This window comes from Variovorax sp. GW821-FHT06D12 (genome assembly GCF_059419205.1).
This window is the reverse complement of the sequence record NZ_JBWKRI010000001.1, coordinates 1,041,856-1,068,695: the sequence shown is the minus strand read 5'-3', so window position 1 is coordinate 1,068,695 and position 26,840 is coordinate 1,041,856. Positions and strand designations below refer to the sequence as shown.

The window sequence follows — 26,840 nt, the reverse complement described above, 5'->3', positions numbered from 1 at the left end:
AATGGACGGGACGATGAGCACCGAAGCGACCAACGCACACCGCCAGTCGGCATGCGGGTGCCACTGGTGATGCGTTGGTTGACGTAAACGCTTACGGCTGGATGGAGCTCTGAACAGGTCAGAGTCGATTTTTGCAGCGGCGATTCTAGCAACGTGATTTCGATACGGGATCGTTCGTTCGCAGACGTCGGCCTCGGTCTTCAAGCGCTTGCCGCTCGCCGGCGCTCCCTGTCCGGCTACAGTCGGATGGCTCCATGTCCCTGACCCTATGAACAGCATCACTCCCTGCGATTCCGCCCGAACGGCGCGGCGCTTCGCTGCACTCCCTCTCTTGCCGACGCCCACCCTGACGATGGAGCGTACATAGCCATGCACGAAATCATCTGCCCCCATTGCAGCAAGGCATTCAAGATCGACGAAGCCGGTTACGCGGACATCCTGAAGCAGGTGCGCGACGGCGATTTCGAGAAGCAGCTGCACGAGCGGCTGGAACTGGCCGAGCGCGACAAGCGCGCCGCCGTCGAACTCGCACAGACCCGGGCCGCCGGCGAACTGCAGAAGGCCGCCGCCGCCAAGGACGGCGAGATCCAGGAACTCAAGGCGAAGCTCGAGGCCGGCGATGTCGCGCGCAAGCTCGCCGTGAGCGAAGCCCTGGGCGCCGTGGAACGGGAGCGCGACGCGCTCGCCAACGAGCTTGAAAAGGCCAAGCAGGACAAGCTGGCCGCCACCGCGCTCGCCGAGGCGCGGCACGTGGGCGAGCTGCAGAAGAGCGCCGCCGCGAAGGACGTGGAAATCCAGGAACTGAAGGCCCGGCTCGACGCCATCGAGGTGGCGAAGAAGCTCGCGATCAGCGAGGCCGTCAACGCGGTCGAGAAGGAGCGGGACCAGTGGAAGAGCGGCCTCGAGCGGGCGGAGCTCGAGAAGCAACTCGCCGAGAAGTCGCTCAAGGACAAGTACGAAACGCAGATCAAGGACCGCGACGACGCGATCGAGCGGCTGCGGGACATGAAGGCGCGCCTGTCGACCAAGATGGTGGGCGAGACCCTGGAGCAGCACTGCGAGACCGAGTTCAACCGCATCCGGTCGATGGCGTTTCCCCGCGCCTACTTCGAGAAGGACAACGACGCGCGCACGGGCAGCAAGGGCGACTACATCTTCCGCGACGCGGACGAGGCCGGCACCGAGATCGTCTCGATCATGTTCGAGATGAAGAACGAGAACGACCGCACGGCCACGAAGAACAGGAACGAAGACTTCCTGAAGGAACTCGACAAGGACCGCAACGAGAAGGGCTGCGAGTACGCGGTGCTGGTGTCGCTGCTCGAGCCCGACAACGAGCTCTACAACACCGGGATCGTCGATGTGTTCCATCGCTACCCGAAGATGTATGTCGTGCGCCCGCAGTTCTTCCTGCCCATCATCACGCTGCTGCGCAATGCGGCGATGAATTCGCTCAAGTACAAGTCGGAGCTGGCGCTGGTCAAGGCGCAGAACATCGACATCACGAAGTTCGAGACCGAGCTGGAAACCTTCAAGGCGGCCTTCGGCAGGAACTACGACCTGGCCCACGGCCACTTCCAGAAGGCGATCGCGGAGATCGACAAGTCGATCGATCACCTGCAGAAGACGAAGGAAGCGCTGCTCGGCACCGACCGCAACCTGCGCCTTGCGAACGACAAGGCGCAGGACGTGACGATCAAGAAGCTGACGCGCGGCAACCCGACGATGGCGGCCAAGTTCGCTGAACTGAAGAAGCTCGGGTCTTCCGAGACGGAATGACGCTGGCGCAGGCGCTGCCCAGGAAATACATGAACAACATCACCATCGACTACCGCCAGGACGTGCCCCTGGACCCGGCCGACGTCGCTCGCGTCTTCGACCGCTCCGGCATCAAGCGCCCCACGAACGACCTCGCCCGCATCGCGCGGATGTTCGCCGCGCCCAGCCTCCTGCTGTCGGCATGGGTCGACAACGAACTTGTCGGGCTGTCGCGGTCGCTGACCGACCATGCGTACTGCTGCTACCTGTCGGACCTGGCGGTGGACAAGAAGTACCAGGGCCATGGCATCGGCCGGGAGCTCGTGCAGCGCACGCAGGCGATCATCGGCGACGAGGTGTCGCTGATCCTTCTCTCGGCGCCCGACGCGATGTCTTACTACCCGACGCTCGGCTTCGAGCTGGCGCAGAACGCGTACGTCATCCGGCGCAAACGCTAGAGGCAGGCCGCACTACGCCTCACGGCGTCCGCCGTGACCCCGCCAGCCCGGCCTTCGCATCCAGCAGGTGCCCGAGCGGCAGCGCCGTCTCCGACTTGATCTCGCGCAGCACGATGCTCGAGCGCACGTGCGTCACGCCGGGCAGGCTGAACAGCACCTCGTGCAGGAAGCGCTCGTAGTGCTTCATGTCGGGCACGGTCACGTTGAGGATGTAGTCCGCGGGCCCGGTCGCCGACACGCAGCGGATGATCTGCGGGCTTGCGGCCACGACTTCTTCGAAGCGTTGCACCATCGCCTCGCTGTGGCGGTCGAGGTTCACCTCGGCCACGGCCGACACGTGCAGGCCCACGTGCTCGGGGTCGACGAGCGCGGTGTAGCCGCGGATGACGCCGGCCGCCTCCATGTCCTTGATGCGCTTCCAGCAGGGCGTGGGCGACAGGCCCACGGCCTCGGAAATCTGCTGCACGGTCTGTCGGCCGTCATGCTGCAGTGCAGAAAGAATCTTGAGGCAATGCTCGTCAAGAGAAACAGAACCGACGTTCATCTTGGTTTTTGAGTGAATTCTTCTTCAAACAAGGGTCTGCGCCAGTGTATTGAAGAAACACTTACTTGGGGGGGCGCAGAACAATTCCGGGCATGAACGCCCCACTTGAAGCGACCGCACTCCGACGGCCCGACTACCAACTTTCCGACAACCTCTGGGCCGATGCCGGCTCGGTCTTCCTCACCGGCACGCAGGCGCTGATCCGCATCCTGGCGATGCAGGGCCAGCGCGACGCGGCGCGCGGCCTGCACACGCAGGGCTTCGTCAGCGGCTACCGCGGCTCGCCGCTGGGCATGGTCGACCAGGCCATCTGGAAGGCCGGCGAGCGCTTCAAGAAGACCGGCATCCGCTTCGTTCCTGCCGTGAACGAGGAACTCGCGGCCACGCAGGTGCTGGGCACGCAGCGTGTCGAATCGGACCCCGAGCGCACCGTCGATGGCGTGTATGCCATGTGGTACGGCAAGGGCCCGGGCGTGGACCGCGCGGGCGACGCGCTCAAGCACGGCAATGCGTATGGCTCGTCGCCGCGCGGCGGCGTGCTGGTGGTGGCGGGCGACGACCACGGCTGCGTGTCGTCGTCGATGCCGCACCAGAGCGACCACGCCTTCATGGCCTGGCGCATGCCCGTGATGCAGCCCGCGAGCGTGGCCGAGTACCTGGAGTTCGGCCTGTACGGCTACGAGCTGTCGCGCTACTCGGGCGCGTGGGTGGGCATGGCGGCGCTGTCCGAGATCGTCGAGAGCGCGGGCACCGTGGACCTCGATGCGGTGAACGCGCGCGTGGCCGCCTGGGAAGATGCCGATGCCGTGCGCGCCGCCACCGGCCATGCTGCGCCGCCCGACGGCCTGCACTACCGCTGGCCCGACCTGCCGTCGCTGCGCATCGAGTCGCGGCTGGAAGACAAGCTCGCCGCCGTGGCCGCCTTCACACAACGCAACAGCATCGACCGCCACGTCATCGTGAGCCCGCATGCCAAGGTGGGCATCGTCACCTGCGGCAAGGCGCACCACGACCTGATGGAGGTGCTGCGCCGGCTCGAACTCTCGCCCGATCAGCTCGCGCGCGCCGGTGTGCGGCTGTACAAGGTGGGCCTGAGCTTTCCGGTCGAGCAGACGCGCCTCAAGGAATTCGCGCGCGGGCTCGGCGAGATCCTCATCGTGGAAGAGAAGGGCGCGGTGGTCGAGACGCAGCTGCGCGACATCTTCTACAACGCGCCGCCCGAGGCGCGCCCCGTGCTCGTGGGCAAGCACGACCGCGAGGGCCAGCCGCTGGTGTCCGCGCTCGGCGAGCTGCGTCCGTCGCGCCTCATCGAACTGGTCGCGCACTGGCTGGCGGTGCACTTTCCCGACAACCACGACCTCGGCGACCACCTGCAGCATGTGCGCGACTTCACGCCGCCCGAGCTGCTGGGCAACGCGAGCGATGCCGTCAAGCGCCTGCCGTACTTCTGCGCCGGCTGCCCGCACAACACCAGCACCAAGGTGCCCGAAGGCTCGACGGCGCGCGCGGGGATCGGCTGCCACTTCATGGCCAACTGGATGGACCGCAGCACCGCGGGCTTGATCCAGATGGGCGGCGAGGGCGTCGACTGGATCTCGCACGCCATGTTCACCAGGACGCCGCACGTGTTCCAGAACCTGGGCGACGGCACCTACTACCACTCGGGCTACCTCGCGATCCGCCAGGCCGTGGCGGCCAAGGCCACGCTCACCTACAAGATTTTGTTCAACGACGCGGTCGCGATGACGGGCGGCCAGCCGGTCGACGGCGTCATCAGCGTGGACGCCATTGCGCGGCAGGTGGAGTCGGAGGGCGTCACCAAGGTGGTGGTGGTGAGCGATGCCATCCATCACTACGACGCGATCAAGAACAAGTTTCCGGCGGGCACCGAGTTTCACGACCGCGCCGCGCTCGACGAGGTGCAGCGCCGCCTGCGAGAGATGCCCGGCGTGACCGTGCTCATCTACGAGCAGACCTGCGCGGCCGAGAAGCGCCGTCGCCGCAAGAAGGGCGAACTGGCCGATCCCCCCAAGCGCCTGTTCATCAACGAGGCCGTGTGCGAAGGCTGCGGCGACTGCACTGTGCAGAGCAACTGCGTGGCCGTGCTGCCGCACGAGACGCCGATGGGCCGCAAGCGCAAGATCGACCAGACCAGCTGCAACAAGGACTACTCCTGCGCCAAGGGCTTCTGCCCCAGCTTCGTGGGCGTCACCGGCGGCAAGCTGCGCCGCAAGAGCGGGGCGCTGGCGGCCGGGCGGGATGCCTTCCTGCACCGCGTGGGCGCGCTCGCGCATCCCGCGCCGCATGCATGGACCGGTCCGTACGACCTTCTCGTGACCGGCGTGGGCGGCACGGGCGTGGTGACGGTGGGCGCGGTCATCGCGATGGCCGCGCACCTCGAGGCCAAGTCGGCCAGCGTGCTCGACTTCATGGGTTTCGCGCAGAAGGGCGGTTCGGTGCTGAGCTTCGTGCGGCTGGCCGACACGCCCGAGCGGTTGAACCAGGTGCGCATCGACACGCAGCAGGCCGACGCCATCCTCGCCTGCGACGTGGTGGTGGGCGCCTCGGCCGACGCGCTGCAGACCGTGCGGCACGGACGCACGCGCGTGCTCGCGAACATCCATGAGATTCCCGTGGCCGAGTCGCTTCGCAACCCCGATGCGGACCTGCATGTCGACCTGCTGCTGGAGAAGATGCGCTTCGTCGCGGGCGAAGAGCAGGTCGAGACCTTCGATGCGCAGAGCCTGGCCGAAGAGTTCCTGGGCGACACGCTGGCCGCGAACATCGTCGCGACCGGCTATGCGTGGCAGCGCGGCCTCGTGCCGCTGAGCCTCGAAGCGCTCATGCACGCGATCGAACTCAACGGCGTGGCCGTGGCGGCCAACCAGTCGGCGTTCTCGCTGGGGCGGCTCGCGGCCGGCGACCCCGCGGCGCTCGACCAGCTGCGCGCGGCACCGGTCGAGGCTGCGGCGCACCAGGTCGACGACCGCCCACTGGAAACGCTGATCGCCGATGCGCGCCGCCATCTCACCGGCTACCAGAACGCCGCGTGGGCCGCGCGCTTCGAGCAGCGTATCCGCGCAGTGCAGGCGGTCGAATCCGCAATGCCGGGTGGCGATGCGAGCCTGCCCTTCACGCGCAACGCGGCGCGCAGCCTCTTGAAGCTCATGAGCTACAAGGACGAGTACGAGGTCGCGCGCCTGTACACCGACGGCGCGTTCCTGCAGAAGCTGAAGGACCAGTTCGAAGGCGACCTGAAGCTCGAGTTCCATATGGCGCCGCCACTGCTCTCGCGCCCCGCGCACGGGCAGGCGCCCGCCAAGGTGCGCCTCGGTGGATGGATGCTGCCAGCGATGAAATGGCTGGCCCACGGCAAGCGCCTGCGCGGCACGCCCTTTGACCTGTTCGGCCACACGGCGGAGCGCCGCACCGAGCGCGCGTTGATCGACCACTTCGACCGCCTGCTGAAGGAGATGGCCACCGCGCTGACCCCCGACAACCAGTCGACCGCCGCACGCATCGCGGCGCTGCCGCTGTCGGTGCGCGGCTTCGGCCATGTGAAGCTGGCGAACCTGGACTCGGCGCGCGTTCGCGAGGCCGAACTGCTGCACCGCTTTGCGCCATCGCGCTACGCGAAGCCCGTGGAGGCGCCCGGCGCCGGGCAGATTCGCGGCATCGCCATCGTGGCCAGCGCGCGGTAGCGGGCGCGGGTGGCGAGCGTGAGTTGCTCGGCTACGATCCTTGCCGAAGCACTCACGCCCGCCACACCCCGACGATCACAGGACCCATGCGCGCTTTCCTCTACTACGCCCTGATGCTCCTGCTCGGATATGCCTGGTACAGGTACGGACAGAACCTGCTGCGCAAGGGCTATCGCGATGAGAAGGGCGAACTCACCCAGGGGCTCGTCGGGCCCGTCGGATTCCTGTTGACCGCTGGTGTGGCGTGCTACCTCTTCTTCGCCATGCTGCGCGCCCTGGTGCGGGGCGAGGTGCCGTGCGTCGGAAAGGGCTGCGTGGGGCAGGTCTACACGCTGGCGGCGCATGCGGGCGACTACTGGGCCAACATGTTCTTCCTGGCGTGGTGCGTGCTGGGATTGGCCTATGCGATGCATGTGACGCTCAGGATCTGGTTCCGGGCTTAGCGCACGGTGCGCACAGTCGGCTCCCGCGCCATCATCTGACTGGGTACCATCGGCCACGACCGGCCGTTCGCCGGGGAGGGTTGAGCCGACGATGTTGAAGATGCTCGCAGCAGCTGAAGGGCGTTTGCTTGGGTAGCACGCGAATCCCTTTCCACACCACCACGATCCGCACGTCCGCAGCGGTGGTTCGCGCGGCAGTCGCAGCGGTCGTCCTGCTGGGGCTGGCCGCCGCGCCCGCCGCTGCGCAGTCGCCACCGGCCACGGCCGGACCGACCACAGTGAAGGTGCCGCCCACCGGCGCGCGCACGTGCCTGGGCTTGCAGCAAGACGGCAGATCCGCCCCTCAGTCCTGCACGGACGCGGGACCGCTGGCCTTGATCCCCAAGCAAGACGGCATGTTGCGCGCGGGCCCACCCCACTACGAGGCGGTGGCCGGCCAACCCTTGACCTCCTGCGTGCGCGACCGGGTGTCCGGACTGGTCTGGGAGGGCAAGCCCGACAGCGGCAAGCTGGCGTGGATGAGGACACAGGCCGGTCCGCCAGGCACCGGCAAGCTGATCGACAGCTACGGTCCGCACAATGAGCCAGCGCCCGGCAGCCGGGCCAACACCGACGCCTATTCCTACTACGGCGACGGGCGGCCGGGCGATGCCATGGCCTATGTGGCGCAGGTGAACGCGATGCGCCTGTGCGGCTTCACCGATTGGCGCCTGCCCACGGTGGCCGAGCTGTACGGCCTGATCGATCTGGGGGAGCTGATCAACGAACGGACGGGGCGATGGCCCGCCGAGCAGGCCGCCGTCGATGCGCGATGGCTGCCCAACACCGTGCCGGGCAACTACATGAGCTCCGAGCCGGACGACCAGACCCGCATCTGGTGCGTGAGCTTCAAGCTCGGGTTCGTCTACAGCTGCAACCGCAGGATGGAGAGAAAGCCGCAGCCGTTGTTCATTCGCCTGGTGCGCGGCCCCGAAGTGCCCGAGACCGGCCGCTGGCGCGAAGTGCCCGACGAGCGCGGCGTGCCCGGCGGCGTGGTCGAAGACCGCCACACCGGCCTGGCGTGGCGCCGCTGCGACGAGCCGCAGGTATGGAACGGCCAGCGCTGCACCGGGACGGCCGGACGCTACCGCTATGTGCAAGCCCTGCAGCACGCCAGCACACAACCGGGTTGGCGCCTGCCCACCATCAAGGAGGTGAACAGCCTCGCAGAGCGCTGGTTCAAGAAGCTCGACATCCCCGCCGCCGATTTCCCGGCGTCCGGCACACAGCCGCTGCGCGAAGGGTATCGGTCCTCCACCGTCTGCACCGCGGGCCCCGCGACGCGGGAGGCCCGTGCATGGATCGGCGGATGGGTGCTGGGGGGTGGGGGCGATATCTCTTGCGAGGCGCAGCCCATGCCCCTCGGGGTCCGGCTCGTGCGCGAGTGACGTGCGATGCGCATCTGTCTCGACGCCATGCCATGAAGCTGGTCCTGGTGGAAGGGCTGCTGGGAACAGGCAAGACCACATGGGCCGAGCGCCTCTGTGCCTTGGCGGTCTCTGCCGGACAGCAGGCGGTGTGGCACCGGGAGGAGGACAGGAACCACCCGGTTCACCCCGTGTCCTTGACGACATCCCGGGAGCAGCCGGGATTCGTATCGAGGTGCGTGCAGAACTGGCGGGCATTCGCACAGCGGGCGCCATCCTTCGACGGCTTGTGCATCCTCGAAGGCAGTGCGTTTCAAAGTACGGTGCGCTTCATCATGGAGCAGGGGCGCGAGGATGTGCATGGCTACGTCGCACAGTTTCAATGGGGTTCTTTGACGAGCCCTCTGGCGATCCATGTTTTGAAGCGTCGTCTGAGCCGTCAGGCATAGCCGTCGACGGCCAGGCGCCACTGGAGCAGTGGGCTGCGAGAGATAGAGCGTTCAGAGCGGCAGTCGTCGAGGCCAAGCTGCCGCGCTTCCCTGCATAGAGGCGTAGGGAAGCTTTGGTGCGCTTTGCTCTGGAAGCTCGTGCAGCTACAGTCGGCCAGCGGCTGACATTTTTCGATGGCCTGCGATTGCCCGTGTCGCACGGATGCCTCGGCGCTTCAGCCGAGATGTGCGCATGCTCAATGTTCGACATGAATCCTTAACAATCGACCTACAACACGCTCGCGGTCTCACACATAACTTCAGAGGTTCACAAGCATGGCCAGTCATCTGCTCTCGCAACTCACGCTACCTGATCGCTATGAGCGATTGGAGAAACACCTTGGGTCCGAGGTTGCCAACCTCTTGATTTCGCCCGCCGGGCAGAACGTGGATAGCCTTCGCGCGCTCGCAAACGAGGTCTTGACCCGCGATGAAGGTGTACTTGTTCCATTGGCGGGACAAACTGGCGTAGGCAAGACAACATTCGTAATGAACGCCTCACAATGGTTGCCGGCGCTTTATGGGCCAACCTGCGCGTATGACGGCGAGCTTTCGTTTGACGGGCTGGTTCACGCTGTCAAAGAATTCGTGAAGTCGCTCCCAGCGAACAATCGAAGGATCATTCCGATCAACATTGACCACCGTGAGAATGCTCCGCCCACGGATACTGAGCTTGCCGCGATCAAGCGATTTCTTCGAACCAACGCAGGCAGCGTTCCGTCGATCGTCTTTTGGCCAGAGACGAACTCCGAAATTGCAGAAGCGCTCTCGAAACGCTATGTAGATATCGCCGGCGAAACGTCGATAAAGCTTCCTCTTGTCTGCGAAGGACCTCATCAAAGCACTTGGCAAGACACCGCGAAGCACACGCTCACGTTGGCGAATCACATGAACAACCTCGAAGAGCTTGGGGTTGACCCTGCGAACTACGTGCCGAGTCATTTCTTCACTCTTGGAAGCTTTCTTCGCCGCATCTCTCACGACTTCAATGCGAGGGTTCGGTCCCTTGAGGCTGAACTAGAAAAGCCGGTTTCCATGCTTATCGTGTTTGCCAGCGAAAGTGCCGACCCTGGCGTTCTCACGCAATTGACGTCACCTTCACGGTATGGGCTTCTCGATGCCCACGCGTTGATATCTGTGACCTCGCAAAGCGAAATCGGGAAGTGGTGGTCCGCGCGCAGGGGGCTGCTCACAAGAACTATTGTTCAACTTGATGCGCATGCACTTTGTTTAGCGCCAACTGCCGCCGCCTCCTGCATCAGGAACTTTTCCGACTCAATGGAACTGTTCGATACTGCTGGCTATAAGCGATACGGTCCAGCTCGCGGGGTGCGCGATCTAGGGCGCTCCGACCTTGGCAAGATCATTTGTGGGGGGGAGCTTTCCAGGTTTGAAGCTCGCGGCACGCCTGGTGAGGATGCTGCAGCAGCTTTCCAACTTCTTGCGGAGACGGGATTCAATCTCGGCAAAGACAAAAACCTTAACCGCTTTATGAAGGCAGCAATCGAGGGAATCTTGAAGGACTCTGACGTTCCCTTTGAAAAGGCCACGGCGGAGCAGAAGCTCCCCTTCTGCGGATTGATCCCGGACAACGGCATCTATTTCGAAGACAGAGTTCAATGCATTGAGTACACATGGCGAAAAGGAGATTTTCTGGCTTCAGGCAATCGCTCAACGGTCGCGCAATACGTCCTCAACAAGCTTCAGAGCTACGCACGCCAACTCAAGTGGACAGCAGACTAAGGCGGCTAACCCTTCTATTGAGCACATCTGCTCACGATAGGCCCCTCATGGAAAACGTCGAGAGTCACTTCGGCGCTCTGATTTTGGCCCTGCTCTTTGACCGATTTGGGCCCCAATCACCCATCACCCACGCAGCCGCCACCGCCGACAACTGATCAGCGCAACCAACGCGATGCAGGCCACGCCCCCAGCCAACGGAAACAGCACCGTCGTCACCGAGTAGTGCTCCAGCGTGAGGATCACCAACACATTCCAGGCTGCGCCCAGCGCAAAGAAGGTGGTCTGTTCGCGAAATGGCTGGGTGTAGGCCGCGCGAAAGGTCGGGGCGAAGCCGGCGAGGTCGACAGCGGTCAGGATCACCACCGCCCATATCGCATCGCCGGTCAGGAACCAGGTGGGCAGCACCGAGAGCGAGGTCAGCAGAAAGATTCAGTCCGCTCGCGTGATCGCCAGATCGGTTCGCCTCGAATAAGACAGCACGCAGATATAGAACGCGATCGCGCCGGACAGCCCGATGGACCAGGTGCCTGTGCCAGCGCCTCCTGCGAGCTGCGCCCAGAACACCACCACGGTGCCGAAGCCCCAGATGATCCAAGAGAAGAAGTGCGGCCTGACGGTTCCGCGCTTGATCGCGCGCACGTAGGGAACGTACGTGACGAAGGTCAGGATCGTCGCAACCGCACTCAACAGCTGCTTGGTGGACATCAAGGGCCGGGGAAGAAGTTCTCGGGTACTTTCGCACGATCCCGCAATCCGCATGCCCTCACCGCAACCCCGATTGCCGATCCGCCGCCTCCACCAGCTGCATCAACCCCGGCCCGATGGTGTCCAGCAGCTGCGCCTTCTTCCAGCGGAATCCCGGCACCGCGCAGTTGAACAGCAGCCGGCGCGGCCCGTAGCGGATGCGCGCCGCGGCGCCCGCGGCAAGCACGCCGAAGCCTGAATCCCCAAGATTGATCGCGAAGCCGCGCTTGCCGTAGTGCGCCACGCTCTCGCGCACGCCTTCGAGGCAGCGCGCGTGCTCGTCGGGCCGCTCGTGCTTCACGCGGGCCAGGAACTCCTGGCGTTCGCCCGCGGGCAGCTGCGCGAGCCACGCACGCCCCATGGCGGTTTCGACGATGCCGCGCACGGCGCCCACGCCGGGGCGCTTGAGGGTGCCGCCCTCGTGGGCACAGGTCTCCAGGTAGACCACGTCGAGGTCGCTGGTCACGCCGACCGACACCGCGCCCTCGACGCGGTCGGCCAGCTGCTGCATGGCCGGGCGCAGCAGGGCCAGCATGGGCGTGTTGATGACGTAGGGGTAGCACAGCGCCACGGCGGCGGGGCCGATGAAGTAGCGGTCCAGGCGTTCGTCGTGGTCCAGGAAACCCATGGTCAGCAGGGTGCGGCACAGGCGCGAGACGGTGGGGCGCGACAGGCCGAGCTTGGCCGCGAACTCGCTGTTGGCGTGCGCGCGCGGGTCCCCCACGAAGGTCTGCAGGATGAGCAGGCCCTTGGCCAGGGTGCCGGCGATGTACGGGTCTTCGTCCCGCACGCGGCGCAGGTCGTCGGAATGCTTCATGGGCTGGCGGCGATTCTGGGCAGAGCGGGGCATGGGAGTGAATCGCAGTTTCAATGATTGAAATTCAGTGCCGGCAATTGTGGACCTGCTTCCTACAGTCGCGGCCACCATGATCCGAGACACCCCCCACTTCGAGGCCCTGCGGGCCGACATCCGCGCCTTCGTTCGCGAACGCTGGCATCCGCTGGAAGACCAGGTCAGCCGCGACAACGACATCCCGCCCGACGTGGTCGACGAACTGCGGCGCAAGGGCTACTTCGGCTGGAGCATTCCCGAGGCGTACGGCGGCCTGGGCCTGACGACCGAGGAGCTGGTGCTGTGCGCGATGGAGCTGTCGCAGTCGTCGGTGGCGCTGCGCGCCCGCGTGGGCACCAACACGGGCATCGGCTCCGAAGCGCTGGTGGCCGACGGCACCGAGGCGCAGAAGCAGCGCTGGCTGCCGCGCATGGCCACGGGCGAACTCACCGGCTGCCTGGCGCTGACGGAGCCCGAGGCGGGATCAGAGGCCAGCAACGTGCAGACCATCGCGCGCCGCGAGGGCGAGCACTACGTGCTCAACGGCAGCAAGCGCTTCATCACCAACGCGCCGGTGGCCGATGTGTTCACCGTCATCGCCCGCACCGAAGACGGCTCGAAGGGCAGCAAGGGGGTGTCCGCGTTCCTGGTCGAGCGTGGGCCGGGCCTGACCACAGGCGCGCCCTACCGCATGATGGGCCAGGCCGGCTCCTTCGTGTCGGACGTGCATTTCGACGAATGCCGCGTGCACGCCGACCAGCTCATCGGCGGGCGCGAGGGCATGGGCTTCCAGACGGTGATGAAGGTGCTCAACAAGCAGCGCCTGCACCTGGCGGCGCTGTGCACGGGCCCGGCCATCCGCATGCTGGACCTGGCCATGGCGCACACCAGCAGCCGCCATCAGTTCGGCCAGGCGGTGGCCGACTTCCAGCTGGTGCAGGCCATGATCGCCGACAGCCGCACCGAGATCTACGCGGCGCGTTCGATGATCCTCGAGGCGGCGCGTGCACGCGATCGCGGCGAAGACGTGGCCATGTCGGCCTCGATGTGCAAGTACTTCGCATCGGAGATGTGCGGCCGCGTGGCCGACCGCGCGGTGCAGATGTTCGGCGGCTCGGGCTACGTGGCCGACTTCAGCCCCATCGAGCGCTACTACCGCGACGTGCGCCTGTTCCGCCTGTACGAGGGCACGAGCCAGATCCACCAACTGAACATCGCCAAGCTGGCGCTGCGCGAGGCGGGTGCGCGATGAGCGTGCGCACCGACCTCGTCGCACGGGTGCGCGACTTCGTCGAGCGGCATTGCATCCCGCTCGAATCGACGGTCCACGTGCACGACCCGCGGGCGATGGACGCGGCGCTGTCGCAGCTGCGCCCGGTTGCGCGCGAGCGGGGCCTGTACCTGCCGCAGATGCCGGTGGAGGAGGGCGGGCTGGGCCTGTCGTGGGTCGAGCGCGCGGCGGTGTTCGAGGAGGCCGGCCGCAGCTACCTGGGCCCGGCCGCGCTCAACTGCGCGGCGCCCGACCAGCCCAGCATGATCAGCCTGCTGCGCCAGGGCACGCCCGCGCAACAGCAGCGCTACCTGCGGCCGCTGGCCGAGGGTCGCATCCGCTCGTGCTTCGCGATGACCGAGCCGGCGCCCGGCGCGGGCTCCGACCCGTCGATGCTGCGGACCACCGCGCGGCGCGAGGGTGACGGCTGGGTCATCGATGGCCACAAGTGGTTCATCACCGGTGCGGTGGGCGCGGCCTTCTGCATCGTGCTGGCACAGACGGAAGAGGGGCCCACGCAGTTCATCGTGGACATGGACCACCCGGGCCTTTCGCTGGTGCGCGCCATCAAGGCCATCGACCCGTTCGCAGTCGGCGGGCACGGCGAGCTGCGCTTCACCGCCTGCCGCGTGGGCGCCGACGCGGTGCTGGGCGAGGTGGGCTCGGGCTTCGTGGCGGCGCAGCAGCGGCTGGAGCCCGCGCGGCTGTCGCACTGCCTGCGGCTCATGGGCCGCGCGCAGCGCGCGCTCGAGATCGCGCAGGCCTACGTGGGCGAGCGCACGTCCTTCGGCGATCGGCTGGCCGACCTGCAGCAGATCCAGGCGATGGTGGCCGACTGCCACATCGACCTGCATGCCAGTCGGCTCATGAGCCTGGACTGCGCGCGCCGCATGGACGAGGGGCTGTCGGTGAAGACCGAGTCGGCGATGACGAAGGTCTTCGTGTCCGAGGCCCTGAACCGCGTGGCCGACCGCGCGGCGCAGATGTGCGGTGCGCTGGGCATGTCGGAAGACGCGCCCGTCGCCCTCATCGTGCGCGAGCTGCGGCCGTTTCGCATCTACGACGGCGCCTCCGAGCTGCACCGCGCCACGCTCGGGCGCCGCTTCCTCACGCACTGACACGCTGAACACACCGAGAAACTGGAGACTGACGATGACGTCCTTGATCAAGAAAATTTCGCACCTGACCGCGGGCCTTGCCCTAGGCCTGGCCGGCTCGCTGGCGATGGCCGCCTTCCCCGACCGCCCCGTGAAGCTGGTCGTGCCTTTCCCCGCCGGCGGCAGCACCGACCTGGTGGCGCGCGAGGTGGCGCTGGAACTGGGGCACGCGCTGGGCCAACCTGTCATCGTGGAGAACAAGCCCGGCGCCGGCAGCCTCATCGGTTCCGAACTCGTGGCCAAGTCGGCGCCGGACGGCTACACACTGCTCATGGCGGGCCTGACCAACATCTTCCTGCCCTACGTGCACAAGGGCCTCGCCTGGAACCCGGTGGACGATTTCGTGCCCGTGGGCCTGGTGGCCGACCTGCCCAACGTGATCGCGGTCAACGCGAAGACGCCGTACCAGAAGCTGCCCGAGCTCATCGCCGCCGACAAGGCCAAGCCGGGGCAACTCGCCTTCGGCTCCGCCGGCCCGAGCACGCCGTCGCACCTGGTGTGCGAAATGATCAACCACCAGGCCGGCATCAAGATGCAGCACGTGCCCTACAAGGGGAACGCGCCGGCGGTGAACGACCTGATCGCCGGCCACATCCCGGTGATGTGCAACAACCTCGGCGGCACGCTGCCCTACATGAGCAGCGGGCAGATCCGCATCCTGGCGCAGACCGGCCGCACGCGCTCGCCCTCGGCGCCCGACGTGCCCACCTTCGCCGAGCTGGGCCTGCAGGGCTTCGACAGCGGCCTGTGGGTGGGCATCGTCGCGCCCAAGGGCACGCCCGATGCCGTCATGCGTCCGCTGCGGGCGGCATTGGCCAAGGCCTTGCCCGCGGTGAAGGACAAGCTGGCCAAGCTGGGCGCGGCCGCGCTCGACCCGTCGCTGCCCGCCTACGGCCAGCGCATTGCCGCCGACCGCAAGCTGTGGGACCCGGTGCTCAAGCGCGTCGACCTGAAGGGCAACTGATGGGCCAGCCTGCCGACCACGCGCCCCTGCACGGGGTGCGCATTCTCGACATGGCGACCGTGCTCGCGGCGCCGTTCTCGGCCACGCTGTGCGGCGACATGGGCGCCGACGTCGTCAAGCTCGAGCTGCCGGGCGGCGGCGATCCGCTGCGCGGGCTCACGCCGGTGCACGAGGGCCATCCGCTGTTCTGGAAGACGGCCAACCGTGGCAAGAAGGGCATCTCGCTCGACGTGCGCAAGCCCGAGGGCCGCGCGCTGTTCCTGCGGCTCATCGCCGGCTTCGACGTGCTGGTGGAAAACTTCCGCACCGGCACGCTGGACGGCTGGGGCCTGGACATCGCCACGCTGCACGCGGCCAACCCGCGCCTCATCGTGCTGCGCCTCACGGGCTTCGGCCAGACCGGGCCGTATGCGCGCCGGCCAGGCTTTGCCCGCATCTTCGAAGCGATGAGCGGGTTCACGCACCTGACCGGCGAGCCCGATGGTCCGCCGCAGCACATGAACTACCCGCTGGGCGATGTGGTGGCGGGCCTGTTCGGCGCTTTCGCCATCAGCACCGCGCTGGCCGAGCGCAACGCGTTGCCGCGCGATCAACAGCGGGGCGCCGAGATCGACCTGTCGGCCACGGAGGCGATGTCGCGCCTGCTCGATCCGCTGGCGGCCGAGCATCGCATCGGCGGCGTGGTGCGCGAACGAACCGGCTCGCGCGCCACCTACACCGCGCCGTCCAACGTGTTCCGCGCGCTCGACGGCGTGTGGTTCACGCTGGTGGGCACGGGCGGGCCGATCTTTGCGCGCATCTGCCGTGCCATCGACCGCGACGACCTGCTCACCGACGCACGCTTTGCCGACAACGCCGCGCGCATCCGCCACCTCGAGGCGCTGGACCGCATCATTGCCGACTGGTGCAGCAGCCTTCCATTCGCGGAACTGGCCGTGCGGCTGGACCGCGAAGACGTGCCCTACAGCAAGGTGTATTCGATCGCCGACCTGCGGGCCGACCCGCACATGCAGGCACGCGGCGCCTTCATCGACGTGCCCGACGAACAGTTCGGCTCCGTGCCCGCACCGGCGGCCGTGCCGCGCTTCGTGGGGCGCGAAGGCGTGCGCCCGGCCGCCACGGGGCCGCGCACGGGGCAGCACAACGCCGAGGTGTATGGCGGGCTGGGCCTGGACGAGGCACAGCTCGCGGCGCTGCGCGACGCGCAGGTGATCTGAAGCGCGCCCGCGTTCTCGCCTGCCCGGCCGGGTAGGCGTTTTGTCATGCCCGTCCCCGTGCCGTCGCGGGACACCTGACTCCCCCAGAAAAGGGCGCTCCGCTCATGTGCGAAAGCGGTGCGATTCCTACAGTCATCCCCATGCCGAACGCTTCTTCCCACGCCGGGAAGGCCAGCGGTTTCGGCCGGCCACGACCACCGGGGACACCGCATGGAACCGCTCGAAGTTCTGCCGAGAACCGCCCTGAGCCTGCTGCGCGAAGACGCCGGCATGTCGTTCATGGAGGTTGCGCTGATCGGTGCGCTGGTGATGGTCGTGGCCATTTTGCTGGTGCTCGCCCTGCGGCGCAGTGCCTGAACACGGGGAGCCCGCCATGCAGGAATTCAACGCTGTTCTCGAACTGCTCGCGATGCTGGCCACCGACATCCGCATGCTGGCGCTCTTCGCGCTGCTCGGCGTGGCGGCTGTGAGCGACTGGCGCTTCTATCGCATTCCCAACTGGCTGACCTTCGGCGGCGCGTGCTTCGCCCTTATCTACGGAACGATGGCGGCACGCACGCCGGCGTCGGGCGCGGCGAGTGCATTCGGTGGCCTGGCCGTGGGCTTCGCCGCGATGCTGCCGTTCTATGCGCTCGGGATCATGGGCGCCGGCGACGTCAAGCTGATGGCCATGACCGGGGCCTTCCTCGGGCCCCAGCAGACGCTGATGGCCTTGCTCTTCACTTTCATCGCGGGCGGCGTCGCGGCGCTGGCCTTCGCGATCCATCGCCGCCGCCTGGTCCACATGCTTGGCAACGTCAAGGCCACAGCGCAGGGCATGGTCATTTCCACCATCGCAGGCATGCGGCCCGACGGGCGCCTGCAGGCGGGCCAGTCCGTGGGCAAGTTGCCCTACGGCGTCTGCATCGCGGCGGGCACGGTGGTCCAAGTGCTGGCGCACCAGCTGGGCTTTGTCTAGCTCCTACATGTTTCACCCCTGGCGGAGGTTCGTATGAAGAACATCAAGGCGATCGGGCTGATCTTTCTGGCCCTGCTGTTCGGGCTGGCGGCCGCGGTCTACGCGACCGGCTGGATCTCCCGACAAAGCGGCATCGCGTCCAACAAGGTCGTGGTGGCCGCCGTCGACATCGACCTGGGCAGCCGCGTCAACGCGCAGATGCTGTCCACGGTCGACTGGCCCAGCGGCTCGGTGCCGAACGGCTCCTTCAGCGACATCAAGGCGCTGAACGACCGCGTGGTGAAGGTCGGCGTGCTGCGCGGCGAGGCGCTCATGGAGGGCAAGCTGGCGCCGGTGGGCACGCAGGGCGGGCTGTCGGCAGTGATCGCCAGCGGCAAGCGGGCCATGACGGTGCGCGTCAATGACGTCGTCGGCGTGGCGGGCTTCGCGCTGCCGGGCAACTACGTCGACGTGATGGTCAACGCCCAACAGGACAAAGGGCGCGGCGAAGACGCGCTGCAGATCAGCAAGACCGTGCTCGAGAAGGTGCTGGTGCTGGCGGTGGCCCAGGAGGCCAACCGCGACGACACCAAGCCGAAGGTCGTGAGCGCGGTGACGCTCGAGCTCTCGCTCGAAGACTCCGAGAAGCTCGACCTGGCGCGCAGCGTGGGCACCCTGTCGCTCGTGCTGCGCAACCAGATGGACAAGACCACGGTCGCCACCCTGGGCATCACCAAGGGGCAGCTGTTCGGCGAGAAGAAGGACATCGTGCCGGTCTCCACCGCGGCGGCTCCGGATCGCCCGCGGGTGCGGCTGGCAGGTCCCGCCACGCCGCGAGCCACCGAATGCGTGGAGGTGATCCAGAGCGCCGCCCGTTCGGTCACCTGTTTCTGATCGTCCATCAGGAGGAACACCAAGTGCGCCCACTCACAACAACCATCGCCCGTCTGCTGGCGACCCTCGCGACAGTGGCGACCCCCGCCATGGCCGCGGAGGTCGTGGCAGCCGCCCCGGCCACGGCCGTCGCCATGCCTGCGCCTGCTGCAACCGCTGCAGCAGCAACTGCTGCGGCAGCACCCGCAGCCCCGGCCAGCCGGCGCTGCACCGCCATCATCCCGGACTCCGAGCCGACCTATGCCGTGCTCGGCAAGTCGGTGGTCATTCCGTTGAAGGCGCGCGTGGTGCGCATCGTGTTCGGCGGACAGCCGCAGGGCCGGGCGACCGCGCCAGCAGCACCGGCGCAGCCCGGAGCAGCGATGCCGGCGCCCAATGCGAACGTGGGCGACGGCGTAGCTGACATCGAGGTCACGCTGCTGAGTCCGACCGACCTGTTCTTCCGCGGCCGCCAGGCCGGCTCGATGAACGTGGTGCTGCAAAGTGCCGACGGCACCTGCTACATCAAGGATGTGGTCGTTACCGTCGACCCCGGGGCGCTGCAGTCCAAGCTGGCGGAACTGATGCCGGAAGAGAGCCGCATCCGAGTGCGCAGCGCGGAAAAATCCATTGTGCTCACCGGCGAGATCAGCGACGCGCTCAAGCTCGATGACGTGATGAGTCTGGCCTCGGCCTACGGCGCCGACGGCAAGAAGGTGGTGAACCTGCTGCGTGTCACTGCGCCACAGCAGGTCATGCTCGAAGTGAAGATCGCCGAGATCAGCAAGAACTTGCTGGACCGCCTTGGCGCACGCGTCGGGCTGGCCCGCTCCGGCAACGGTGGTCTCAACAGCTATTCGCTGATCTCCAATTTCCTGAGCGGCGGTGGCGGCCTGATCGAGGCGTTGAGGATCGGTCGCACGTCGATCGCCATCGACGGTCAGAAGGACGACGGCCTGGTGCGCATCCTGGCGGAGCCCAACATCATGGCCATCAGCGGCCAGCAGGCGAGCTTCCTGTCGGGCGGCAAGATCTTCATTCCGGTGGCGCAGAGCTCCTCCAGCGGCAGTGGCACGAACATCACGCTGGAAGAAAAGGAGTTCGGCATCGGAGTCAAGTTCACCCCGACCGTGCTCAACGGCGGCCGCGTCAACCTCAAGATGGTCTCGGAGGTGTCGGACCTGTCGCAAACCGGCTCGCCTTTCACCACCATCGGCGGCGTGACCGCCGTGCTGCCATCGCTCACGGTGCGCCGTGCCGACACCACCGTGCAACTCAACGACGGGCAGAGCTTCGTCATCGCGGGGCTCATCAAGAGCAACGTCACGGAGTCCATCAAGCGCTATCCCGGATTGGGCGAAGTGCCGGTGATGGGTGCGTTGTTCCGCAGCACGGAGTTCCAGAACGACCAGACCGAGCTGATGTTCGTGATCACGCCCCGCCTGGTCCGGCCGCTGGCCGAGTCGCCTCGCCTGCCGACCGACAACCACGTCGTTCCCAGCCGTGCGGAGGTTTATCTGAACGGCAGCCTCGAAAGCGCCACCCCGGCACCGGCCGCACCGGCCACCAATACCCAGTGAGGAGCATCACCATGTTCATCAAGTCGACGACTCTCGCATTGACGCTGCTCCTGGGCACCGGATGCTCCCACGTCACTCCCAACTACGACGCGCGCTTTGGCGACGCGGTGCGCGACGCGAAAAGGAAGATGACGATCAATCCCGATGCCGGCAAGGACGGCAATCCGGTGGCGGGCATGGACGGCCGGGCGGCGCGGGAGTCGATGGTGCAGTACCAGAAGTCCTACAAGGCGCCGCCGCCGGCGGTGAACGTCATCAACATCGGTGGCGGGATTGGTGGTGGAGACAACGGCGGCGGGGGTCGTTAGGCGGCCCTCGAACGATTCTTGAATTCGATCAGAAAGGAGTTGCCACGCAAAGATAGAAGTCAATCAACCCAAGAACCAACGCAAGATTTTTCTGTTTTCTTACTGCAATTCAAAGGTGAAAAAAATGAACCAACTTTTTGTCCGTGCCGGCAACTTCATGTCCTCGTTCGTCAAGGAAGAGGATGGTGCTCAAGTGATCGAGTACGCGCTCATCATCGCAGTCGTGTCGATCGCCCTGGTCATTGCACTGCAGGGCCTGACCACCGGAGGTTATTTCACAACCTTCATTAACCGCGTGGCCGCTTGCCTCCAGGGCAACATGGCCGTCTGCAACCCTTAAGCCCGGCAATCGCATCTATTGGAACGATGGCTATGGCGGTGGCGGTGGCGGTGGCGGGGCCGGCTTGTCCGTTGCCCGCCGCCGCCCAGTACAAAGCGAGGTACTCATCATGTTCAAGTCATTCTTGCGGGATGAGAGCGGCGCCCAAGTGATGGAGTACGCGCTGGTCATTGCCGTGATCTCGATCCTGCTGGCCATCGCGTTGCGGCCAGTGGTGACGGACACCGACCTCAGCAATGTTGTCGATCTCGTCCGCACCTGCCTTGGCGGCGTGACATGTGGCTGAAGCACAGGGCTTTTTCGAACCGCCACCCACACACAGGAAGCCGATCATGAAAGTCCACACTTCCGGCCACAGCCAAGGCGGCGCGGTAATCGTCACCGTCGCTCTGGTCCTGCTGTTCCTCCTCGGGTTCATGGGCATCGCACTGGACTTCGGTCGCCTCTTCATCGTGAAAACGGAGTTGCAGACCGCCATGGACAGCTGTGCCCTGTCTGCCGCGCAGGAGCTCGACGGCGCCACCGATGCGTTGACGCGTGCCACCAGCGCAGGAAAGACTGCGGCCGATCTCAACAAGATCAATTTTCAAGGTGGGGCGACCGGCATCGCCCAGACCGATATCGTGTTCAGCGACTCGCTTATCGGCACCTACAGCCATACCTTTACGCCCGTTGAGAAGGCCAAGTACGCCAAGTGCCTGCATACGAAGTCGGGCATCGCGCCTTGGATCCTCAATGCCCTGGGCGCGTTCAGCGGAAGTGCTACTTATGGGGCATCGCACAGCGTGGCCGCAGTCGCCGTTGCCACCAGGGCTCCGTCCCAGTCCAATTGCCTCATTCCCGTCGGCATCTGCCAAAAATCCACCGCCCCCGGCTGGGGGTTCGCGCGGGGGGATTGGGTCGAGGGCGTGACCAATGACAACGACGATGTGGAGTCCGGTCAGTTCCACTGGGTGGATTTCACCGGCAGCGGCGGCGGGGCGCGTGAGATCAAGGATCTCCTGACCAGCAGTGGGCAATGCGGTCTTCCCGGTATGGATACGAACATCGGCAAGGCGGGCAAGACCAATGGAGCGGTTGCAGCGTGGAATACCCGCTTCGGCATCTATCAGGGCAGCCTCAACCCCGCGACTGCCATTCCCGATCAGACCGGGTACGCCTGGTATGCCGACAGCTCTGCCGACGTGAAGCCAGGCAGGTATGACGACCTCGGCTCGAACGGATTTACTGCCAAGCGCAATTCATTCGCGCCTTACGAAGGGGACAACAAGAACCCCGACACCAAGAACCTCAAGACTCAGGGAAATTTCAATGCCACCGACTACACCAAGGGTGCCAATCGACGTGTGGTCACGACCGCGGTGGTCGACTGCCCGTCGATCACGCTCAAGGGTTTCGGATGCATGCTGATGCTGCATCCGCTGGAAAAGAATGCGAGCGGAAAGAAGTCGAAGATGTGGCTCGAGTTCATTGGCGATGCGACGCGCGCCGACAGTCCATGCGCCACCGCGGGTTTGGCCGGCGGCACAAACGGGCCCAGGGTCCCGACGCTCGTTCAGTAGGAGCTGGCATGAAAAAGAAACAGAACGGCGTGGCACTGGTCGAGTTCGCCCTGATTCTTCCATTGCTGCTCATTCTGACGTTCATCACGACCGAATTCGGGCGGGCGCTGTACCAGTACAACACCATCGCGAAATCGCTGCGCGACGCCTCTCGCTATCTGTCCACCCAGGACCCGTCGATCGCAACCACGGATCCCTCCAAGATCACGACTGCCAGGAACCTGGTGGTCTATGGCAACCCGGCCGGGAACGGCTCGCCATTGGTCCTGGGCCTGAGCACTTCTCACGTCCCCGCCCCGACCTGGCAATTCAAGGGCAGCGGCCCGGCCATCAATACCGTGACCATCAAGGTCACGGGATACAAGTTCCGCCCGCTGCTCACCGGCGCGTTCGGGCTTGGTTTTGGTGATGCGAACGGAGAAATTCCCTTCGGGGATATCAGCGCCACCATGCGAGGTCAATCATGAATCGAACAAGGCAGATGGGGGCGACCGCGGTGGAGTTCGCGCTGGTCCTGATGTTCTTCCTGACCTTCCTGCTGGGCATCATGGATTTCGTGCGCATGTTGTGGACGTGGAATGCAGCCGCCGAAGCGACGCGCTGGGGTGCGCGTGCGGCCGTCGTGTGCGACCGAAACGCCACGGTCGTGCTTTCCAACATGCAGAAATTCCTGCCCCAATTGACGGCAGCCAATGTCAGTGTCGACTGGTACGACGCGGCAGGCAGCATCAGCGCGACCTGTACTTCCGCCAATTGCAGCGGCGTGAACGTCCGTATCGTCGATCTCGACTACCAATGGATTTCGCCCATCGGATTCGGAACTCGTTCTCCGATCCCGATGCCGGGTTTTTCCACCTATCTGCCGCGCGAAATCATGGGGCAGGACCCGAACAGCAACGCCGTCTGCTCCTAGCAACACACCGGACACGACCATGACCATGAAGATCGCCATCGTTTCCCCCAATCCGAACCACCTGCAGGACATGCGCAAGGTGCTGGAGCCGCGCGGCCATGCCGTGTCGCTCTTCGAAGGCGGCAAGAGCCGGATGCAGGCGGTCGTCGACAAGGTCGCACCCGACCTGCTGCTGGTCGACGGCATGTGCTGCGACCCGCAGGAGCTCTCGCTGGTGGAGGCCCTGACGCTTCGGCATCCGGCGGTGGCGGTGGTGCTGCTGTGCGCGATGCAGACGCCCGAGTTCCTGATTCACGCGATGCGCGCAGGCGTGCGCGAGGTGCTGCCGTCGCCCGCCGACACTGCCGCGCTCGAGGCCACCGTCGATCGCATCGCGCTCAAGATGGCCGGTTCGCAGGCGCGCAGCCCCGGGCGGGTGGTGGCGTTCATGCCCTGCAAGGGCGGCAGCGGCGCGACCTTTCTCGCGACCAACGTCGCGCACCAGCTGTCGCGCGAGCGCTCGGTGCTGCTGATCGACCTGAACCTGCAGTTCGGCGATGCGTTGTCGTACGTGAGCGACCTGCGCCCGACCGCGACGATGGCCGACGTGGCGCGCGACATCGGGCGCCTCGATGCCTCGCTGCTCGCAGCGAGCGTGGTGCGCGTGTCGCCCAGCTACAGCATCCTGCCCGCGCCCGAGGACCTGGCGCGCGCAATGGACGTCAAGGCCGAGCACATCGACGCCATCCTGCAGGTGGCGCTCGCGCAGTACGACTTCGTGATCTTCGACCTCGGCACGCGCATCGACACGCTCACGCTGCGCGTGCTCGACCGCGCGGAGCGCATCTTTCCCGTGATGCAGACCAGCCTGCCGCACATCCGCAACGTGACGCGCCTGATGCAGGTGTTCAAGTCGCTCGGCTACGCCACCGGCAAGGTCGAGCTGCTGGTGAACCGCAGCACCGGCGGCGGCGAGATCGGGCTGTCGGACATGCGCCGGTCGTTGCCCGGCGCGACGTTCACAACGGTGCCGGACGGCGGCAAGGACGTCGACGCCTCCATCAACCGCGGCGTGCCGCTGGCGGAGATGTCGCGCGGCAGCGCACTCGCCAAGCGCCTCGACGAGATCGCCCACACGCTCAGCCCGCGGCCGGAGGCGACGCCCGGCTTCATGGGGCGGCTGTTCCGCCGTGCCTGAGACAGGGCGGATTCCCATCAATACCCAGGCGGAGGTGCCAACATGTCATTCAGGGACCAACTCAATGCGATCGACAGCGATGCGGGCGCGCGGCCGGCGGGGCCAGCAGGGCCGGTCCTCGAGCTGACCACGTCGCCTTTCGCCTCGGACACCTACAAGCTGCTGAAGGAGCGCATGCACCTGAAGCTGCTGGATCGCTTCGACCTGGCGGCGCTCGAAACCCTCCAGCCCGACGCCCTGCGGCAGGAAATCTCGACCATGGTCGGGCGGCTGCTGCAGGAAGAGCCCGAGGCGCTCAACGACATCGAGCGGCGCACGCTGATCCGCGACATCCAGCACGAGATGCTGGGCTTCGGCCCGATCGAGCTGCTGATGGCCGACCCGACCGTCTCGGACATCTTGGTCAACTCGCCCACTAGCATCTACGTGGAGCGGCGGGGCCGGCTGGAGTTGACCAACGTGAGCTTCACCGACGAGAAGCACCTGCTGCGCATCATCGACAAGATCGTCTCGCTGGTCGGGCGCCGCATCGACGAGTCCAGCCCGATGGTCGATGCGCGGCTGCCCGACGGTTCACGGGTCAACGCCGTCATTGCGCCGGTGGCGCTGGACGGGCCGATGATGTCGATCCGCCGTTTCGCGAAGATCCCGCTGCGCATGAACAACCTCGTGAACGATCTCAAGTCGCTCACGCCGCCGATGGCGCAGATGCTCGAAGGCCTGGCCCAGGCCAAGGTCAACATGCTGATCTCGGGCGGCACCGGGGCAGGGAAGACCACGCTGCTGAACATTCTCTCGGGCTTCATCCCGGAGTCCGAACGCATCATCACCATCGAGGATGCGGCCGAACTCCAGCTGCAGCAGCCGCACGTCGCGCGCATGGAGACGCGGCCGACGAACATCGAAGGCAAGGGCGAGATCACGCAGCGTGCGCTGGTGCGCAACGCGCTGCGCATGCGGCCCGACCGCATCGTGATCGGCGAGGTGCGCGGCGCCGAGGCGGTCGACATGCTGCAGGCGATGAACACCGGCCACGAGGGCTCGCTCACCACCATCCACGCCAACTCGCCGCGCGATGCGCTGGCCCGGCTAGAAAACATGATCGGCATGGCGAACCTGAACCTGCCCCACCGCACGGTGCGCCAGCAGATCGCCTCGGCGATCACGGTGGTGGTCCAGGTGTTGCGGCTGATCGACGGGCGGCGCAAGGTCACCAGCATCCAGGAGATCACCGGCATGGAGGGTGAGATCGTCACCATGCAGGAGATCTTCACCTTCCACCAGACGGGCATGGGTCCCGACGGCCAGGTGCGCGGCCATTTCCACGCGACCGGTGTCCGGCCGAAGTTCATGGAGCGGCTGCATGCGTACGGCGTGGAACTGCCCGACAGCATCTTCGATCCCGAAAAGCACTACGAATAGGAGCGCGCCATGTTCGACAACCTGGGGGGTGACACGCTGATCACGGTCGCGGTGCTGGTCTTCGTGACCGCGCTGCTCATGATCGAAGGGGTCTATCTGCTGTGGCGGTCCTACAAGGGGCCCGACGCGCGCAAGATCGAGAAGCGGTTGCAGGCGATGTCCGCCGCGGTCGACCGCACGCCGCAGGCCCATCTCGCGAAGGAGCGCATGCTCAGCGACGTGCCCTGGATGCAGCGCCAGTTGCTGGCGCTGCCGCGGGCGCACCGGCTGGACCGCTTCATCCTGCAGGCAGGGCTGGACTGGACGGTGTCCAGCTTTCTGCTGGCCTGCGGTGCGCTCGGCGTGTTCGCGTTCTGCGCCGTGTGGTTGGCGCACCAGCCCGCGTGGCTGGCGCTTCTGGCCGGGGCCGTGGCGGCGGTGCTTCCCGTGCTGTACCTGCAGCATCAGCGCAGCCGCCGGCTGGATCGCCTCGAAAAGCAGCTGCCGGACGCGCTGGACCTCGTGACACGCGCCCTGCGCGCGGGCCATTCCTTTGCCAGCGGCGTGCAGATGATCGGCGAGGAAATGCCCGACCCGATCGCGACCGAGTTCCGCCTGGTGGCCGACGAGGTGAATTTCGGCGTCTCGCTGCAGCAGGCGCTGACCAACCTCAGCGAGCGCGTGCCGCTCACCGATCTGCGCTACTTCGTGGTGTCGGTGCTGATCCAGCGTGACTCGGGCGGCAACCTGACCGAGGTGCTGGGCAACCTGAGCCGGCTCATCCGCGCGCGCTTCAAGTTGCTCGCGCGGGTGCGGGTGCTGTCGTCCGAAGGGCGGCTGTCGGCCTGGATCCTGGGCATCATGCCGTTCGCCCTGGCGGGGCTCATGAACATCTTCAATCCCGAGTTCATGTCGCCGCTGTGGACCGACCCGATCGGCCAGACGGTGCTGCGCTACATGCTGGTGCTGATGCTGGTGGGCATCGTGCTCCTGCGCAAGATCGTGAAGATTCGCGTCTGAAGGA

At 66.1% G+C, this 26,840-nt stretch carries 28 protein-coding genes; 24 read left to right on the top strand and 4 right to left on the bottom strand.

Annotation, left to right across the window (positions count from 1 at the left end; all coding sequences use genetic code 11):
- Positions 1 to 369 precede the first annotated feature (369 nt).
- Both AC07SQ_RS04935 and AC07SQ_RS04930 read left to right on the top strand, forming a co-directional pair.
- Positions 370 to 1,779: a DUF2130 domain-containing protein gene (locus tag AC07SQ_RS04935; protein ID WP_495270566.1), complete on the top strand. Its 1,410-nt coding sequence runs from the start codon at positions 370 to 372 to the stop codon at positions 1,777 to 1,779.
- A gap of 29 nt (positions 1,780 to 1,808) precedes the next feature.
- Positions 1,809 to 2,216 carry a GNAT family N-acetyltransferase gene (locus tag AC07SQ_RS04930; protein WP_492740922.1) on the top strand — a complete coding sequence of 136 codons (408 nt, stop codon included), beginning with the start codon at positions 1,809 to 1,811 and terminating at the stop codon, positions 2,214 to 2,216.
- A 19-nt stretch (positions 2,217 to 2,235) separates the two neighbouring features.
- Here AC07SQ_RS04930 and AC07SQ_RS04925 read toward each other — a convergent pair whose 3' ends face one another.
- The gene (locus tag AC07SQ_RS04925) at positions 2,236 to 2,760 is read right to left on the bottom strand and encodes an Lrp/AsnC family transcriptional regulator (RefSeq protein WP_495270567.1); all 525 of its coding nucleotides are present in this window, start codon (positions 2,758 to 2,760) and stop codon (positions 2,236 to 2,238) included.
- A 92-nt stretch (positions 2,761 to 2,852) separates the two neighbouring features.
- Between AC07SQ_RS04925 and AC07SQ_RS04920 the strand changes: the two genes are divergently transcribed.
- From AC07SQ_RS04920 to AC07SQ_RS04900, 5 genes are all read left to right on the top strand, one after another.
- Positions 2,853 to 6,461, top strand: coding sequence for an indolepyruvate ferredoxin oxidoreductase family protein (locus tag AC07SQ_RS04920; protein ID WP_495270568.1), 3,609 nt, complete (start codon positions 2,853 to 2,855; stop codon positions 6,459 to 6,461).
- Between the two features lie 86 nt (positions 6,462 to 6,547).
- Positions 6,548 to 6,904, top strand: coding sequence for a hypothetical protein (locus AC07SQ_RS04915; RefSeq protein WP_495270569.1), 357 nt, complete (start codon positions 6,548 to 6,550; stop codon positions 6,902 to 6,904).
- Between the two features lie 374 nt (positions 6,905 to 7,278).
- Positions 7,279 to 8,331: an Lcl C-terminal domain-containing protein gene (locus AC07SQ_RS04910; protein WP_495270570.1), complete on the top strand. Its 1,053-nt coding sequence runs from the start codon at positions 7,279 to 7,281 to the stop codon at positions 8,329 to 8,331.
- Between the two features lie 32 nt (positions 8,332 to 8,363).
- A complete protein-coding gene (locus tag AC07SQ_RS04905; RefSeq protein ID WP_495270571.1) occupies positions 8,364 to 8,759 on the top strand; it encodes a hypothetical protein in 396 nt (131 codons plus the stop codon).
- A 315-nt stretch (positions 8,760 to 9,074) separates the two neighbouring features.
- Positions 9,075 to 10,541, top strand: a complete 1,467-nt coding sequence (locus tag AC07SQ_RS04900; RefSeq protein ID WP_495270572.1) for a hypothetical protein — start codon at positions 9,075 to 9,077, stop codon at positions 10,539 to 10,541.
- A gap of 123 nt (positions 10,542 to 10,664) precedes the next feature.
- Here the strand turns inward: AC07SQ_RS04900 and AC07SQ_RS04895 are convergent, their stop codons facing one another.
- Genes AC07SQ_RS04895 through AC07SQ_RS04885 form a run of 3 tightly spaced genes read right to left on the bottom strand, consistent with a single transcriptional unit; the run spans position 10,665 to position 12,102 of the window.
- On the bottom strand, positions 10,665 to 10,946 hold the full coding sequence (locus AC07SQ_RS04895; RefSeq protein ID WP_495270573.1) for a hypothetical protein: 282 nt from the start codon (positions 10,944 to 10,946) through the stop codon (positions 10,665 to 10,667).
- A 24-nt stretch (positions 10,947 to 10,970) separates the two neighbouring features.
- Positions 10,971 to 11,246: a hypothetical protein gene (locus AC07SQ_RS04890; RefSeq protein WP_495270574.1), complete on the bottom strand. Its 276-nt coding sequence runs from the start codon at positions 11,244 to 11,246 to the stop codon at positions 10,971 to 10,973.
- Positions 11,247 to 11,304: 58 nt separating this feature from the next.
- Complete coding sequence (locus AC07SQ_RS04885) at positions 11,305 to 12,102, bottom strand: IclR family transcriptional regulator (RefSeq protein ID WP_240531139.1); 798 nt, start codon at positions 12,100 to 12,102, stop codon at positions 11,305 to 11,307.
- Positions 12,103 to 12,211: 109 nt separating this feature from the next.
- Here AC07SQ_RS04885 and AC07SQ_RS04880 point away from each other — a divergent pair, with 109 nt between their 5' ends.
- From AC07SQ_RS04880 to AC07SQ_RS04800, 17 genes are all read left to right on the top strand, one after another.
- A complete protein-coding gene (locus AC07SQ_RS04880) occupies positions 12,212 to 13,369 on the top strand; it encodes an acyl-CoA dehydrogenase family protein (RefSeq protein ID WP_495270575.1) in 1,158 nt (385 codons plus the stop codon).
- Positions 13,366 to 14,505 (top strand): acyl-CoA dehydrogenase family protein, encoded by a 1,140-nt coding sequence (locus AC07SQ_RS04875; protein ID WP_495270576.1) that lies wholly within the window; start codon positions 13,366 to 13,368, stop codon positions 14,503 to 14,505. The genes AC07SQ_RS04880 and AC07SQ_RS04875 overlap by 4 nt, the downstream gene beginning before the upstream one ends.
- 34 nt (positions 14,506 to 14,539) lie before the next feature.
- Positions 14,540 to 15,508, top strand: a complete 969-nt coding sequence (locus tag AC07SQ_RS04870) for a Bug family tripartite tricarboxylate transporter substrate binding protein (RefSeq protein WP_495270577.1) — start codon at positions 14,540 to 14,542, stop codon at positions 15,506 to 15,508.
- The gene (locus AC07SQ_RS04865; protein ID WP_495270578.1) at positions 15,508 to 16,725 is read left to right on the top strand and encodes a CaiB/BaiF CoA transferase family protein; all 1,218 of its coding nucleotides are present in this window, start codon (positions 15,508 to 15,510) and stop codon (positions 16,723 to 16,725) included. The genes AC07SQ_RS04870 and AC07SQ_RS04865 overlap by 1 nt, the downstream gene beginning before the upstream one ends.
- Before the next feature lie 210 nt (positions 16,726 to 16,935).
- Complete coding sequence (locus AC07SQ_RS04860) at positions 16,936 to 17,082, top strand: hypothetical protein (RefSeq protein ID WP_167395048.1); 147 nt, start codon at positions 16,936 to 16,938, stop codon at positions 17,080 to 17,082.
- A 16-nt stretch (positions 17,083 to 17,098) separates the two neighbouring features.
- Positions 17,099 to 17,683 (top strand): A24 family peptidase, encoded by a 585-nt coding sequence (locus AC07SQ_RS04855; RefSeq protein WP_495270579.1) that lies wholly within the window; start codon positions 17,099 to 17,101, stop codon positions 17,681 to 17,683.
- A gap of 33 nt (positions 17,684 to 17,716) precedes the next feature.
- On the top strand, positions 17,717 to 18,556 hold the full coding sequence (gene cpaB, locus AC07SQ_RS04850) for a Flp pilus assembly protein CpaB (protein ID WP_139702494.1): 840 nt from the start codon (positions 17,717 to 17,719) through the stop codon (positions 18,554 to 18,556).
- Positions 18,557 to 18,645: 89 nt separating this feature from the next.
- Positions 18,646 to 20,115: a type II and III secretion system protein family protein gene (locus AC07SQ_RS04845; RefSeq protein WP_495270837.1), complete on the top strand. Its 1,470-nt coding sequence runs from the start codon at positions 18,646 to 18,648 to the stop codon at positions 20,113 to 20,115.
- An 11-nt stretch (positions 20,116 to 20,126) separates the two neighbouring features.
- On the top strand, positions 20,127 to 20,423 hold the full coding sequence (locus AC07SQ_RS04840) for a hypothetical protein (RefSeq protein WP_062474152.1): 297 nt from the start codon (positions 20,127 to 20,129) through the stop codon (positions 20,421 to 20,423).
- Between the two features lie 124 nt (positions 20,424 to 20,547).
- Entirely contained in the window at positions 20,548 to 20,763 is a 216-nt protein-coding gene (locus tag AC07SQ_RS04835; protein ID WP_139702492.1) for a Flp family type IVb pilin, read from the top strand.
- A gap of 109 nt (positions 20,764 to 20,872) precedes the next feature.
- Positions 20,873 to 21,049: a Flp family type IVb pilin gene (locus AC07SQ_RS04830; RefSeq protein ID WP_495270580.1), complete on the top strand. Its 177-nt coding sequence runs from the start codon at positions 20,873 to 20,875 to the stop codon at positions 21,047 to 21,049.
- A gap of 46 nt (positions 21,050 to 21,095) precedes the next feature.
- Positions 21,096 to 22,325, top strand: coding sequence for a pilus assembly protein TadG-related protein (locus AC07SQ_RS04825; RefSeq protein ID WP_495270581.1), 1,230 nt, complete (start codon positions 21,096 to 21,098; stop codon positions 22,323 to 22,325).
- A gap of 8 nt (positions 22,326 to 22,333) precedes the next feature.
- On the top strand, positions 22,334 to 22,792 hold the full coding sequence (locus AC07SQ_RS04820) for a TadE/TadG family type IV pilus assembly protein (RefSeq protein WP_495270582.1): 459 nt from the start codon (positions 22,334 to 22,336) through the stop codon (positions 22,790 to 22,792).
- Positions 22,789 to 23,238 carry a TadE/TadG family type IV pilus assembly protein gene (locus AC07SQ_RS04815; protein ID WP_062474161.1) on the top strand — a complete coding sequence of 150 codons (450 nt, stop codon included), beginning with the start codon at positions 22,789 to 22,791 and terminating at the stop codon, positions 23,236 to 23,238. Before AC07SQ_RS04820 ends, AC07SQ_RS04815 begins: the two co-directional genes overlap by 4 nt.
- 19 nt (positions 23,239 to 23,257) lie before the next feature.
- Entirely contained in the window at positions 23,258 to 24,415 is a 1,158-nt protein-coding gene (locus AC07SQ_RS04810) for a CpaE/TadZ family protein (RefSeq protein ID WP_495270583.1), read from the top strand.
- Between the two features lie 42 nt (positions 24,416 to 24,457).
- Complete coding sequence (locus AC07SQ_RS04805; protein WP_495270584.1) at positions 24,458 to 25,837, top strand: TadA family conjugal transfer-associated ATPase; 1,380 nt, start codon at positions 24,458 to 24,460, stop codon at positions 25,835 to 25,837.
- 9 nt (positions 25,838 to 25,846) lie between these two features.
- Complete coding sequence (locus tag AC07SQ_RS04800; RefSeq protein WP_495270585.1) at positions 25,847 to 26,836, top strand: type II secretion system F family protein; 990 nt, start codon at positions 25,847 to 25,849, stop codon at positions 26,834 to 26,836.
- Positions 26,837 to 26,840: the final 4 nt, after the last annotated feature.

What these genes read in the sequence shown, in the direction of transcription:
- cpaB (WP_139702494.1), top strand. Translation starts at nt 17,717, where the DNA reads ATGAAGAACATCAAGGCGATCGGGCTGATCTTTCTGGCCCTGCTGTTC.
- AC07SQ_RS04870 (WP_495270577.1), top strand. Translation starts at nt 14,540, where the DNA reads ATGACGTCCTTGATCAAGAAAATTTCGCACCTGACCGCGGGCCTTGCC.
- AC07SQ_RS04820 (WP_495270582.1), top strand. Translation starts at nt 22,334, where the DNA reads ATGAAAAAGAAACAGAACGGCGTGGCACTGGTCGAGTTCGCCCTGATT.
- AC07SQ_RS04885 (WP_240531139.1), bottom strand. Translation starts at nt 12,102, where the DNA reads ATGAAGCATTCCGACGACCTGCGCCGCGTGCGGGACGAAGACCCGTAC.
- AC07SQ_RS04855 (WP_495270579.1), top strand. Translation starts at nt 17,099, where the DNA reads ATGCAGGAATTCAACGCTGTTCTCGAACTGCTCGCGATGCTGGCCACC.
- AC07SQ_RS04845 (WP_495270837.1), top strand. Translation starts at nt 18,646, where the DNA reads ATGGCCGCGGAGGTCGTGGCAGCCGCCCCGGCCACGGCCGTCGCCATG.
- AC07SQ_RS04800 (WP_495270585.1), top strand. Translation starts at nt 25,847, where the DNA reads ATGTTCGACAACCTGGGGGGTGACACGCTGATCACGGTCGCGGTGCTG.
- AC07SQ_RS04875 (WP_495270576.1), top strand. Translation starts at nt 13,366, where the DNA reads ATGAGCGTGCGCACCGACCTCGTCGCACGGGTGCGCGACTTCGTCGAG.
- AC07SQ_RS04920 (WP_495270568.1), top strand. Translation starts at nt 2,853, where the DNA reads ATGAACGCCCCACTTGAAGCGACCGCACTCCGACGGCCCGACTACCAA.
- AC07SQ_RS04840 (WP_062474152.1), top strand. Translation starts at nt 20,127, where the DNA reads ATGTTCATCAAGTCGACGACTCTCGCATTGACGCTGCTCCTGGGCACC.
- AC07SQ_RS04815 (WP_062474161.1), top strand. Translation starts at nt 22,789, where the DNA reads ATGAATCGAACAAGGCAGATGGGGGCGACCGCGGTGGAGTTCGCGCTG.
- AC07SQ_RS04915 (WP_495270569.1), top strand. Translation starts at nt 6,548, where the DNA reads ATGCGCGCTTTCCTCTACTACGCCCTGATGCTCCTGCTCGGATATGCC.
- AC07SQ_RS04930 (WP_492740922.1), top strand. Translation starts at nt 1,809, where the DNA reads ATGAACAACATCACCATCGACTACCGCCAGGACGTGCCCCTGGACCCG.
- AC07SQ_RS04865 (WP_495270578.1), top strand. Translation starts at nt 15,508, where the DNA reads ATGGGCCAGCCTGCCGACCACGCGCCCCTGCACGGGGTGCGCATTCTC.
- AC07SQ_RS04900 (WP_495270572.1), top strand. Translation starts at nt 9,075, where the DNA reads ATGGCCAGTCATCTGCTCTCGCAACTCACGCTACCTGATCGCTATGAG.
- AC07SQ_RS04810 (WP_495270583.1), top strand. Translation starts at nt 23,258, where the DNA reads ATGACCATGAAGATCGCCATCGTTTCCCCCAATCCGAACCACCTGCAG.
- AC07SQ_RS04825 (WP_495270581.1), top strand. Translation starts at nt 21,096, where the DNA reads ATGAAAGTCCACACTTCCGGCCACAGCCAAGGCGGCGCGGTAATCGTC.
- AC07SQ_RS04925 (WP_495270567.1), bottom strand. Translation starts at nt 2,760, where the DNA reads ATGAACGTCGGTTCTGTTTCTCTTGACGAGCATTGCCTCAAGATTCTT.
- AC07SQ_RS04880 (WP_495270575.1), top strand. Translation starts at nt 12,212, where the DNA reads ATGATCCGAGACACCCCCCACTTCGAGGCCCTGCGGGCCGACATCCGC.
- AC07SQ_RS04905 (WP_495270571.1), top strand. Translation starts at nt 8,364, where the DNA reads ATGAAGCTGGTCCTGGTGGAAGGGCTGCTGGGAACAGGCAAGACCACA.
- AC07SQ_RS04935 (WP_495270566.1), top strand. Translation starts at nt 370, where the DNA reads ATGCACGAAATCATCTGCCCCCATTGCAGCAAGGCATTCAAGATCGAC.
- AC07SQ_RS04890 (WP_495270574.1), bottom strand. Translation starts at nt 11,246, where the DNA reads ATGTCCACCAAGCAGCTGTTGAGTGCGGTTGCGACGATCCTGACCTTC.
- AC07SQ_RS04830 (WP_495270580.1), top strand. Translation starts at nt 20,873, where the DNA reads ATGTTCAAGTCATTCTTGCGGGATGAGAGCGGCGCCCAAGTGATGGAG.
- AC07SQ_RS04860 (WP_167395048.1), top strand. Translation starts at nt 16,936, where the DNA reads ATGGAACCGCTCGAAGTTCTGCCGAGAACCGCCCTGAGCCTGCTGCGC.
- AC07SQ_RS04835 (WP_139702492.1), top strand. Translation starts at nt 20,548, where the DNA reads ATGAACCAACTTTTTGTCCGTGCCGGCAACTTCATGTCCTCGTTCGTC.
- AC07SQ_RS04805 (WP_495270584.1), top strand. Translation starts at nt 24,458, where the DNA reads ATGTCATTCAGGGACCAACTCAATGCGATCGACAGCGATGCGGGCGCG.